This is a genomic window from Ignavibacteriota bacterium (genome assembly GCA_019637995.1).
In the GTDB taxonomy this organism is placed as follows: domain Bacteria; phylum Bacteroidota; class Ignavibacteria; order Kapaibacteriales; family UBA2268; genus JANJTB01.
Genome location: JAHBUQ010000001.1, coordinates 940,402 through 952,131, shown reverse-complemented (window position 1 = coordinate 952,131; position 11,730 = coordinate 940,402). Strand labels below are relative to the sequence as shown.

Genomic DNA, 11,730 nt, shown 5'->3' with positions numbered 1-11,730 from the left:
TTTTTGCTGGCTTTTTTACTCCGGTAGTGAGTCTGCTTAAAATCCATTTTTTAGTTGTAGCATTGTTCGATGAGCTTAGGTATTTCTGGAGTCGGGGGTTTGGGGATAGGGGATGGGGTTGGGGGTCGGGGGTCGGGAAAAAGCAACGTAGTAGCGTAACATTAATAGAAAATGGATGTTGTAGCACGGGAATAATCTCGAAGAGATTAAATATTTATAGAAAAATGAAACCCTACCGGAAACCCATATTTTAGCTACGTAGAAGCGTAACATTAATAGAAAATGGATGTTGTAGCACCGGAATAATCTCGAAGAGATTAAATATTTATAGAAAAATGAAACCCACCGGAAACACATATTTTAGCTACGTAGAAGCGTAACATTAATAGAAAATGGATGTTGTAGCACGGGAATAATCTCGAAGAGATTAAATGATTATAGAAAAATGAAACCCACCGGAAACACATATTTTAGCTACGTAGTAGCGTACTATTAATAGAAAAGGTGGCGAGGGGCGGGGACGGGGACGGGGTTTCAACTCTCTGTGTCTTGTCCTAAAAATGGTTGACAAATAAATTATAAAATAAATTCGATTAATATCATCGAATATTGTTATTTAGATTGCAATAAAATTCATTGTAATACTGTTCTGGAGTCTTCATATTTAAACTTAAGTGTGGGCGCTCATTGTTATATAGCTCGATTGCTTCTTTAACTAATTTTCGACATTGAGGAATATTTATTCTTAAGTCTGAGATTCCGTATTCTTGCTTTAAGATTCCGTTTATTCTTTCGGCGACTGCATTTTCTTGGGGACTACCTCCTTTTGTTGTGCTTGTTTCGATATTATTTGATTTCAAGTGCTTGGTATATTCACTACATAAATATTGGATTCCACGATCTGAATGGTGGATGGTCTCGGACTGACGTTTACTATTTTTAAGACTCATTTGTAAAGCCTTTATTACTTCCGAAGTTTTTTGACTCTTGCTCAAGTTGTAGCCTAAAATCTTTCTACTGTATAAATCTGTCACTAATGACAGGTACATAAAACCTTGTGAAGTTCGAACAAAGGTTATGTCGCTAACCCAGACCTGGTCTGCTCTATTTATCTTTATACCTTTGAGTTTATTTGTATATGTTGGCAATGTATGTTTACTTTTTGTTGTGTTGGGATTACGTCTTTTTCGCTTTACATGAAAACCATTTTCACCCATCAGATTGATAAATTTGTCACGACCTAACTTTATATTCTCAGTTTTGAGACTTTCTTTAATCATTGAATATATCTTTTTACAGCTTAGTTTACTATTACGTATACGCTTAGACAGAGCCATTGAAAGTACTTTATGATTGTTTACTGTGTCTAGTTCTATCTTGCTGTTATGCTTATAATAGGCTTGACGGCTCAATGATGCTATTTTGCATATACTTTCTATCGATGCTTTCGGGTTGACCGCTTTGGTGAGACCAATGGCGGTGTATCTGGCTTTTTTACAGCATCTATTACCCCCTGTTCTTGAAGTACGTCAATTACATTTTCTAAATAACTTACTTTCAATTTGCTGGAAGATAGTTCCTGCTCCAATTCTTTTATTCGATTTTTATATGTTTGTGATATCAACTTGTCATTCATAGTTAAACTACCTGGTGATTTTGGTTTATATTGATTCTTGCCGTATTGCCGACACCAATTAAGTACTGCTGAATTTCCCTTTATGCCGTACTTTATGCGAGCGCCTTCTTTACTTATGCGACCTGATTCTACTTCGGCGACTACAGATTTTTTAAAATTCTCTGTGTACATTCGCTTGTCTCCTAAAATAAGAAATTTTTTCTTTTGTGACATCTTTTTCTCCAATTTTGTGTCAACCTATTTCAGGACAAGACCCTGAAGGAGATGATGAAATAAAAGACCTTCCTTGAGTGATGAGCTTTGGGAAGGCTTTATTAGTGGAAAACTTCTTGAAAATAAATGCAGTAAAAATATGTGTAAGTATTATATTTTTTGCTATTTTTGTAAAATCATTTATTGAGAAGATGTAGATAGGTGATTAGGAATTGTAAATTATGCAATCAGATTAATTATGAAAGTTTTATTAGACACAAACATAATTATTCATCGTGAAGCAAGTAGAGTCTTCAATGTTGATATTGGAGTTCTATTTAGATGGATAGATAAAGGTAAATATACAAAATGCGTACACCCTATTACTATTGAAGAGATTGAAAAAAATAGCAATAAGGAAACGGTTGATACACTTTCTGTAAAACTTAAAAGCTATGAGATTTTAAAAACAACAACTCCATTGCGACCTCAAGTAATTGTTGTTTCAGAAACTTTAGATGTTAATCAAAATGATAGAAATGATACAATTCTTTTAAATGAAATTTATAGTGAAAGAATAGATTTTCTAATCACTGAAGATAAGAAAATACATAAAAAGGCAGAACTTCTAGGAATTGATGATAGAGTTTTTAAAATTGATTCTTTTCTGGAAAAAGTTGTTTCAGAAAATCCTGATTTAGTTGATTATAAAGTACTTTCGGTAACAAAAAATTTATTCGGTGAAATAAATTTATCTGACACTTTTTTTGATAGTTTCAAAGAAGATTATTCAGGGTTCGAGAAATGGTATTTGAAAAAATCAGACGAAACTGCTTACGTGACAATAAATAAAGGGAAAATTCTTTCATTTCTCTTCTTGAAAGTAGAAAATCGTGATGAAAATTATTCAGATATTGCCCCAGTCTTTAAACCAAAAAAGAGATTAAAAATAGGTACATTTAAAGTCATAAGCAATGGGGTACGATTAGGTGAGCGATTTATGAAAATAATTTTTGATAATGCTATTCAAAATAAAGTTGATGAAATTTATGTTACAATTTTCAATAAAAGAGAAGAGCAGAAAAGATTGATTGGGCTGCTTGAGGAATGGGGGTTTGTTTACTATGGTACAAAATCATCAAATAATGGTGAAGAATTAGTATATGTTCGTGATTTTACTCCAGCATTCAATATAAATAATCCCAAACTCACATTTCCATATCTATCTAAAGAAACAAATATATTTATGATACCGATTTATCCAGATTACCATACAGAATTGTTACCTGATTCAATATTAACGACTGAGTCTCCTTTCGATTTTATTGAAAATCAACCACATCGAAATGCAATTAGCAAAGTTTATATATCTCGTTCAATTGAAAGAGATATAAGAAAAGGGGATATCATTGTTTTTTATAGAACTGCAGCATCAGGTAGATCCGCCTATTATAGTAGTGTAATTACTACAATTGCAATTGCTGAAGATAAAATTACTGATATTTCAGATGAAAATGATTTTATACTTAAATGTAGAAAAAGAAGTATATTTTCCGATAATGAACTTAGAAAGTATTGGAATTGGTCTCCAAAATCTAGACCTTTCATCATAAATTTTCTATATACTCATTCATTCCCAACAGGTAAAAGAATAAATCGTCAAAGATTATTAGATTTAGGAATTCTTTCAGGTGAAGACAATGAGATTAGAGGATTAAAAAGAATAACTAAAACCCAATTTGAAATAATATTAAGAGAAACGGGAACAAATGAAAGTCTTATTATCAATTAAACCAGAATTTGCATTTAAAATTTTTGATGGAACAAAAAAATTTGAGTATAGAAGATCAATATTCAAAAATAAACGTGTCAAGTCAATAATTGTTTATGCTTCATCTCCAGTTCAACAGGTCATTGGTGAATTTGAAATAGATGAAATATTAAATTTTGATATTGATACACTTTGGCATTTAACTCACGAGTATTCAGGGGTTTCAGAAGACTTTTATTATAGATATTTTTCAGATAAAGAAAGAGGGTTTGCAATAAAAATTAAGAAGTTTTTTAAGTATAAGAACCCTAAATGCCTTAAAGCAGAGTTTAATATGGCACCACCACAATCCTTTTCATATATTGATGATAATTAATTAGTGAATCATTTTATCAAATTTTGCCTTATGCCCAACAAAACAAACATCAAGAATTGCAGATGAAAGTGGCACAAGACTACTTTCAGGTATTTGATTGCACAAAGATTTTTGGGAACATTGATTTTTGTGGTGGTGTTGGGTATCTTTTTGCTATTAATAGTTCGCAACTACGTAGCTTTCACCAATTGACAATTGACAATTTCATGAAAGATAAAAAAAAACTTCCGAAGTTTTCAAAACTTCGGAAGTTTAATAATAATATAGCACTTCTAATTATTGTCAGTGATTATAAGCATATTAAAAGAAAATAAAAGCAGCAACGAGTATTCTCAGGTTTCTTACTTCTTGCGAATCACTTACCTTACCCTTGTTGTCTCTTTTGCCATAAGCGGCTGCCGAGTATTCGAGCTCTGTGGCGATTTGTGTCTTACCTAATTTATAAGCAATACGTGGAGATAATCTATAAATATAATCAATATCCGTACCGGCGTCTTTATTTTGAGTTATACCTCGTGCATAGTAATTACCTACGATTTCATCATTCGCACCCAAATTGGTTTCAAAGCCACCAAAAACTCCAAAGGTCAGGTCTTTACCATATTGCATATCAAGCCATGCAGAGCGGGTATTCATTGCGGAATATTCCCATACTCCTGTAGTTGGGTCAATGCTTTTAACTGCATATCCACCCAACATCAACAAATCAAAAGTATTCTGTCCCTGAAGAACTGAAGCAGTAATATAGAAATCATCAGTTTTGTATCTCATTAGAAAATTTGCAGTAAATCCGGAAGTAACGTTATGGTCTTTGAATCCCTGATCACTTATTAAACGCGGCTTCAGTTCTTTGTAATTTGCATTTGCTGCAAAGTAAAACTTATCAATCGAGTATCTGAGTCCGAGATTCAGCATAGGAAATCCTGCATTCCTAAGGTATGAAGTAGATGGTCCCTGAGGTCCTGTACTTGGGAACTCCATCTCAGTTACTCCTGAAAGCATAGCTTTGAAGTTATCAGTTTTATAGGTATAAGTAACAAGCGGATTTCTTGCAAATGCTACAAAAGGTATTCCTGTGTTGAAAGATATTGTCTGAGCTAATGCTTCAGCAATAAATAATGGATGCCAGTCGTGACCGGCAACTACTTCGTGTTTACCCCAGTCAAGTTTGACATTAGCAAGTCTAAGTCTTACACTCCCGATATCAGTATTTGTGGAGCCAAAGAATTCACCTTCAATTACACCACTTGCTTTAGCTCCAAGGAAATCAGGAGCTTTAATTCTAAATCCAAATCTTGATTGAATTGCCAAAATGTTGAAGTTCAATCCTTCATTAGCATCTTCACCATTTGCTTCAAGACGCGGAGCGGGGTAGAGGAGTACGTGACCATCTCTAACGTTTACTACTTGCCTTGTATCCAAAAAAACGTCAGCTTTAACATAGCCATATGGGGTACCACCCCATTCATTTTGAGAGTAAATTTTGCTTGTTAAGCATATTAACAGTAAAAAAATCAAATATTTATACATAGTTACAATCTTTTAGATATATATTAAGTACTTTTATTAAAGAAAATATTTTAAGAAGTGCAAATGTAACACAATTATAAATTACTAAAAAATATTTATTGAATTTTGAATAATATTTTATTGAATATTAACATAAAACGCATTCTTTGTATCAATATGTGTGTGGATTTTATTTATAATATATTTCTTCAAATTTTTTTAAAGTCATTTGTAATGGGAAATAAATCCTGAATGATTTATTTATTTTATTAAAGTATATCAAAAAAGATTTTAATAGAAATAAATACTCATCTACTTCAGAAAATGTGACTCCAAATAATTGTTTTGTATTGGCATAAATCAAATACAAATTATTAAAGCAGATATTAATGCTTATAATTTTGGTTCCCAGCTCATACCTTCGCAAGGAATATGATTTTTACTTACGTGCATATCGTAAATCTGGCAGACTTGGGCACCTTCATTGAAATGTCTGCATTTACCGCAAAGAGTTTCTTCCTCCAAAACCTTGATTCTTTCTTTAAATTTCTGGTACTGCCTGAAAGCAGGAAATCCAACAAAAAACCAGATAGCAAAAAAGGAATACCACCAATACTGATGAAAATCGTATTGTTTTAATAAAATTAATGTTACAATTATTACTATAGAAGTTCTGAGAATAACACCCCAAACAATAGATCCGGTGGTAACTGCCGGATTATCTGTGAAATTATCTTCTTGCCCGCCTTCGCGGAACATCAAATAATCTAAAATGCGGTCAAATTTCATTTATTGTGCTCATAATATAATTATATTCAAAAACGATATGAGCAGATAAGTATTTTTAAATATTATGATTCAATATGCAAACTATTGATTAAAAGTATCAGAATTAAGTACTGCAAATCTTATCAATCCGGCTGTATTTTTGATTCCTAATTTCTGCATAACATTGTAACGATGGGATTCTACAGTCCTGACTGATAGATAGAGTGTTTCGGCAATTTCCACACTTGATTTTCCGGTTGCTATCAAATTCAGTATTTCCTGCTCTCGCTTAGTAATTTTTATATGAGGCTCGACTTGTGAGCCACGTGTCATAAATTTGTTCTGAGCCAAAAGAACAATTGATTTAGAAAAAACTCTCTCTCCTGTAACTACTGTATGTAGTGCCGCTATAAGCTCTTTAGATGGAATATCCTTTGTAAGATAGCCGTCAGCGCCTGCTGAAAGTGCTTTCTCGAGGTGAGCTCCGTCTTCAAATGCAGTGAGTATTACAACAAAAGTTTCAGAATTTCTTTCTTTAAGTTCGCGTGTAACTTCAACACCTGACATTTGCGGCATCATAATATCAAGCAAAGCAATATCAGGCTTGTGGTAAAGAATTAAGTCCAGAGCATCTCTGCCGTTATTTGCTTCGTCCATTATCTTGAAGGTTTTATCAAGTGACAACATACGTCTGATGCCCGCTCTGACAACTTCGTGATCGTCAGCAAATACCAAACTTACCGGATTTTGTTCGTTAAATATCATTTATTTAAGTTCATTGTATTAATTATACAAACAAAAATAACTAAAATTATATTAAATCAATATTTAAAAAAGCATAATGATTGAATATAATATGTATATTATCAATAATCGTGCTAAATTCCAATATCTTCGTTCCAAATATCTGGAAATTTATTAATAAAATCATTCATCATCAACTTACATTCCTCGTTGTTGAGATTAACCACCTCAACACCGCGGCTTCGAAGCAATTCTTCTTCGCCAATGTAAGTCTGATTTTCTCCAATTACAACTTTAGGAATTCCATAAAGCACAATTGCACCGCTACACATAGAGCAAGGAGAAAGAGTAGTATAAATCGTGCTCTCGCGATATACTTTTGCGGGTAATCTTCCGGCATTTTCCAAAGCATCCATTTCGCCGTGGAGTATTACGCTTCCTGATTGCACTCTGCGATTATGACCTCTGCCGATTATCTTACCGTTATGAACAATTACAGAGCCAATAGGAATACCACCTTCCTCAATTCCTCGTTTAGCCTCATCAATTGCTGCTTTTATGAATTCATCCATAATTATAGGATCCTAATCTTTAAGAGATTTTGATATTTTGATAAAATCATCGTATTGCTGATCGCGGTTTTCGAGAAGTGACCAACTTAGTAATTTATAAAAGTGAGTTTTTGTTTCAATAACGCTAATTATCATGAAAAAGTCATTACCTTCCTGAGTCCAGCTTAGTTCAGCTTGAGCAATCAGATTTCCGTTATTTGAAAATTCCTTAACATCAGAAATCTTGCGATTTTCAGCTTCAAGCAAGTAACTGTCAGTAAATTTCAATAAAAATTCTGTTGGATTCATAAACTTCATACCAAGATATTCAAGGCGATCTTTTGAATCATCAATTACGAGAGTATATGCTTCGCGTGTGATATTTTCATACTGAAGTGAGGCAACATCATTCAACTGATATGTGGGTAACATATAATCAGGAATATCAATTGTAAAGCAGTGTCCGCCCTTTTTTGTTGAAAATGGATTTGATAACAAAATCGCCGGGACCAAAATTATCAACAAACTCAGATATTTTAACATGTCAAATTCTCCAAAACTAATTTTTAAATGATAGATTTTAATTATGCAAATTTATAAAATATTATTAAATAAACTATGAATTTTATAATTTTAATGATTTTGTTCTCAAAATTTCTATATAATTGATGATTAGAAATGTTGAAAATAAAAAAAGAGTTAACTTTTATAAACAAAAATGCTAATTAAGCATTGATTTAATCGTCCTATCAAATTATTATAGATATATTTTAAATAATACTGTTTCAAAATGAAAAAAACACTATTTTTACTAATTTTAGTTCTATTTTTAAATAATTTTACTACAAATTCTCAGGCTTTGTTTCATCCTGACAATTTGAATTTTGAAAAAGGGATGCCTGGATATTTACCTCCTTCGTGGAGCTACTCCAGAAAGCAGTTAGAGGCAGGAATGATAATCGAAACAAGTGATCAGTCACCTGCTGAAGGCAAATTGTGCATTTTTCTTAATAATCCTCAGAAACATATTGATATATCAGACATAGAAGCAACAACTTTACCTATTTATCAGATTTTAGATGCTATACCTTACCGAAATCGCAAAATTACAATTAAGGCTATGGCTAAGTTCGAATCAACAAACACGATGTCTAAGGGCGAATTATGGGCTATTGGCAGGTCAACAAAGGAAGATATAACTTTTTCAATATATCAGGAAGAAAAACCTATAACGTCAAATACTTGGGGTGAGCAGAGTATTACATTCATTGTACCTCCTGAGACTAATGAATTACGTATCGGTGGACTTATTCGAGGCACAGGCAAGCTATGGCTTGATGATTTCAAAATTGAAATACATCAACCCGATAATTCAAAAGATGAGCCTTCAAAAGAGCTTACAAATATTGAGTTATCCAATTTAAAAGCTTTATCTGAAGCTTATGGTTATTTACATTTTTTCAATCCTGCCAATACATTAATCTCAAGTCAGGAAGAAATTCTGACACTTGACGCTATTGCAAAAGTCAGCAGAAGCAAAAATCAGAAAGAACTAATTTCAAATATTCAAAATTATGCAAAATCTCTTTCGCCTCTTGCATTGATAAATCAAAAACAAGCTTATGAATCTATGGTTCCAAAGCCGGATAAAAGTATTGACCATTTCGCTTTATTAAAAAAATATAACGGGGGACCAGTTGATCGCTCTGATGAATTATTTTCAGCTGTTACAATCAATGCTTTTTCAACCCTAAGAGCAAGGGAAGCATCTGCGGTACAGTTAATTGATGCGGTAAAGTATAAGGGTAAACAAGTAAAAATCAGTGCATCAATTAAAGTAGAACAAGCATCACCCGGTGCTAATGCTCAGATTTGGGCAAGAGCAGACAAAATAGCATCAAGAGAGTATGTCGCCGCTACTTCAGCTGAAACACCGGCTATGTCATCAAGCTGGAAAAGATACGAAGTTTCAATGGATTTGCCTGATGATATTCATGTTATTAAGTTAGCATTGGTATTTCTGGGAGAGGGTAAATCATATTTTGATGATGTAAAAATTGATATTGTCGAGAATGGAAAAAAAATTGATGAAATTACTGTTTTCAATTCAGGATTTGAATTAATTGCTGAAAATGGTATGCCTGAATACTGGAGTATCGAAGATGCAGTGATACAAGCAGGTTACTCAATTTTGACTGATAGTCTTGAAAGTACAAAAGGAAAGTTCTCTCTAAAAATTGAATCTGATAATAATGGAAGATTAAATTATCCTTTAATTGGAAAATATTATTCACACAAAATTTCTAACGATTTATATTTGCATCACCCGTATATTTACTATGGTGATGGTGATAAGCCGCTTCCAGAAATAAATATAGCTGAAAAAGATATAGTAACTAAACCAAGTGGTTATAATCTGAATTATAATGACAATTATACAAGAATAGCAGCAACAATAAAGCTGTGGAATATAATTAAGCACTTTTCTCCAAATCCGATTGAAGAAAGAACTCTTGATTCAGCACTGACCGTGGCTTTAAAAAAGTCGTCAACGGATAAGGATATTTATGATTTTCATGCAACTGTAAGGTCACTTTTACTTATAACGAAAGACGGAAGGTCTGCAGCCTGGCATCCAGAAATAGCAATTGATTATTCTTTCCCATTTGTTTTGCGTTATATTAATGACAGAGTATTAGTCAGCAATGTTGTTGATACTACTTTAAACCTTTCTTATGGTGATGAATTGGTTAGCATTGACGGCATTCCGATTAATAATATTCTCAATAATATAATTCACATAATTCCGGGAAATAATAATAGTTTAAAAATTCTAAAAGCTCTGACTGAAATACGTTCCGGTAATAAAGACTCAGAAGCTATTTTGAAATTCCGCAAAAGTGACGGTTCGGAAATTGAAGATAAGTACAAACGTAACTTCTTGATGCAAAATGTATTTGAATTTCGCCCTCCTGCAATTGCTGAGCTTGATAGTGGCTATGTTTATATTGATTTAACCGAGATGAATGATGTCAGACTTAGAGATTATATTGAGCCTTTGTCAGAAAGAAAAGGATTGATACTTGATTTGCGTGGATTTACATCGGTAAGTGAATACCTGCTCGCATTTTTCAAAACCGGAGAATTAAGCACTCCAAAATGGTCTGTACCTGTTTACACTTTCCCAAATCATCATGAGTTAACGAATATTGAGTTCGGTGGTAAAGATATTTCAGGAAATGGTAAACTTTCAGATAAGAAGTTGATATTTTTGATTGACGAGAAAACTACAGGTTATGCCGAAGCTATTATTTCTATGGCTAAAGCCAACAAAATAGGTCAGACTCTCGGTCAACCGACAAGCGGATATGCTTCGGAATCAATTGCTTTCAGACTGTATGGCAATATGGGAGTATCATTTGCCGGGCTAATGGTAAACTCACCTGAAGAAGGTAAAGCAATTTTTGGAAGTTCAATTCAGCCTGATATACTTATGGATTATGAAGTAACAAATCTTGCTGTTGAATATGACAATTTTATACTCAAAGCATTAGAATTAATTAAAAAATGATTACTTTTAAATATATTTATTAATTTGTTTTTGGAGAATTTTTATGAAAAAACTGAATTTATCATTGATTACAGCAATTTTACTTCTTGCTGTAACGAATTTATTTGCTGCTGATACAAAAGAAGTAAACATTCAAACTAATCTGCATTGCGGCTCATGCGCATCTAAGATTGAAAAAGGTTTGAAAAAATCTTCTGGTGTGATGGAGGCTAAATCAAATGTAGAAAGCAAAGTTGTAACTGTGAAGTATGATGCCTCGAAAACTGATGAAACAAAAATAACTAAAGCAATTTCTAAAATGGGTTATGATGCAGAAGTTGTTGCTAATAAAAAAAGTGATGGATGCTGCTCAACAGATAAATCAACTAAATCATCCGGCAAAGATTGTTGCGATACAAAAGCAACTAAATCAGCTCCAAAGAAGTAAGGTTGATGTAATTATATCCGTGAAATCAAATAAAAAAATGTCAAATTAATCGTAATATTAGTTTGACATTTTTACTTAATAGGATTAAGTATCAGTTATCGAGCAAGCAGATACACTATTATTCACAAGCAAAAAAAAAATAATCCACCGGTTAGGATGCTCACTTTCCACTTAATTAATTAGAT

12 protein-coding genes are annotated in these 11,730 nt (G+C 32.7%); 5 read left to right on the top strand and 7 right to left on the bottom strand.

From position 1 onward, the window contains the following. Positions 1-599: 599 nt before the first annotated feature. Together KF896_03760 and KF896_03755 are read right to left on the bottom strand one after the other, a co-directional pair. A complete protein-coding gene (locus KF896_03760) occupies positions 600-1,475 on the bottom strand; it encodes an IS3 family transposase (protein ID MBX3042813.1) in 876 nt (291 codons plus the stop codon). Then, entirely contained in the window at positions 1,436-1,807 is a 372-nt protein-coding gene (locus KF896_03755) for a hypothetical protein (GenBank protein MBX3042812.1), read from the bottom strand. Before KF896_03755 ends, KF896_03760 begins: the two co-directional genes overlap by 40 nt. Before the next feature lie 280 nt (positions 1,808-2,087). Between KF896_03755 and KF896_03750 the strand changes: the two genes are divergently transcribed. The 3 genes from KF896_03750 to KF896_03740 all read left to right on the top strand — a co-directional run bounded on the left by KF896_03750 (position 2,088) and on the right by KF896_03740 (position 4,289). Next, the gene (locus tag KF896_03750; GenBank protein ID MBX3042811.1) at positions 2,088-3,620 is read left to right on the top strand and encodes a hypothetical protein; all 1,533 of its coding nucleotides are present in this window, start codon (positions 2,088-2,090) and stop codon (positions 3,618-3,620) included. Next, the gene (locus KF896_03745; protein MBX3042810.1) at positions 3,598-3,975 is read left to right on the top strand and encodes a hypothetical protein; all 378 of its coding nucleotides are present in this window, start codon (positions 3,598-3,600) and stop codon (positions 3,973-3,975) included. The genes KF896_03750 and KF896_03745 overlap by 23 nt, the downstream gene beginning before the upstream one ends. A 62-nt stretch (positions 3,976-4,037) precedes the next feature. After that, positions 4,038-4,289 (top strand): hypothetical protein, encoded by a 252-nt coding sequence (locus tag KF896_03740; GenBank protein MBX3042809.1) that lies wholly within the window; start codon positions 4,038-4,040, stop codon positions 4,287-4,289. Here the strand turns inward: KF896_03740 and KF896_03735 are convergent. From KF896_03735 to KF896_03715, 5 genes are all read right to left on the bottom strand, one after another. After that, on the bottom strand, positions 4,276-5,505 hold the full coding sequence (locus KF896_03735; protein MBX3042808.1) for a hypothetical protein: 1,230 nt from the start codon (positions 5,503-5,505) through the stop codon (positions 4,276-4,278). The genes KF896_03740 and KF896_03735 overlap by 14 nt on opposite strands. Positions 5,506-5,877: 372 nt before the next feature. After that, positions 5,878-6,273, bottom strand: coding sequence for a hypothetical protein (locus KF896_03730; GenBank protein ID MBX3042807.1), 396 nt, complete (start codon positions 6,271-6,273; stop codon positions 5,878-5,880). An 81-nt stretch (positions 6,274-6,354) separates the two neighbouring features. Beyond that, a complete protein-coding gene (locus tag KF896_03725) occupies positions 6,355-7,017 on the bottom strand; it encodes a response regulator transcription factor (protein ID MBX3042806.1) in 663 nt (220 codons plus the stop codon). A 113-nt stretch (positions 7,018-7,130) separates the two neighbouring features. After that, positions 7,131-7,568: a nucleoside deaminase gene (locus KF896_03720; GenBank protein MBX3042805.1), complete on the bottom strand. Its 438-nt coding sequence runs from the start codon at positions 7,566-7,568 to the stop codon at positions 7,131-7,133. 12 nt (positions 7,569-7,580) lie between these two features. Beyond that, on the bottom strand, positions 7,581-7,997 hold the full coding sequence (locus tag KF896_03715) for a hypothetical protein (protein ID MBX3042804.1): 417 nt from the start codon (positions 7,995-7,997) through the stop codon (positions 7,581-7,583). Positions 7,998-8,337: 340 nt separating this feature from the next. Here KF896_03715 and KF896_03710 point away from each other — a divergent pair, with 340 nt between their 5' ends. Both KF896_03710 and KF896_03705 read left to right on the top strand, forming a co-directional pair. Further along, the gene (locus tag KF896_03710; GenBank protein ID MBX3042803.1) at positions 8,338-11,118 is read left to right on the top strand and encodes a hypothetical protein; all 2,781 of its coding nucleotides are present in this window, start codon (positions 8,338-8,340) and stop codon (positions 11,116-11,118) included. A gap of 43 nt (positions 11,119-11,161) precedes the next feature. Then, complete coding sequence (locus tag KF896_03705) at positions 11,162-11,545, top strand: heavy-metal-associated domain-containing protein (GenBank protein ID MBX3042802.1); 384 nt, start codon at positions 11,162-11,164, stop codon at positions 11,543-11,545. Positions 11,546-11,730 lie beyond the last annotated feature (185 nt).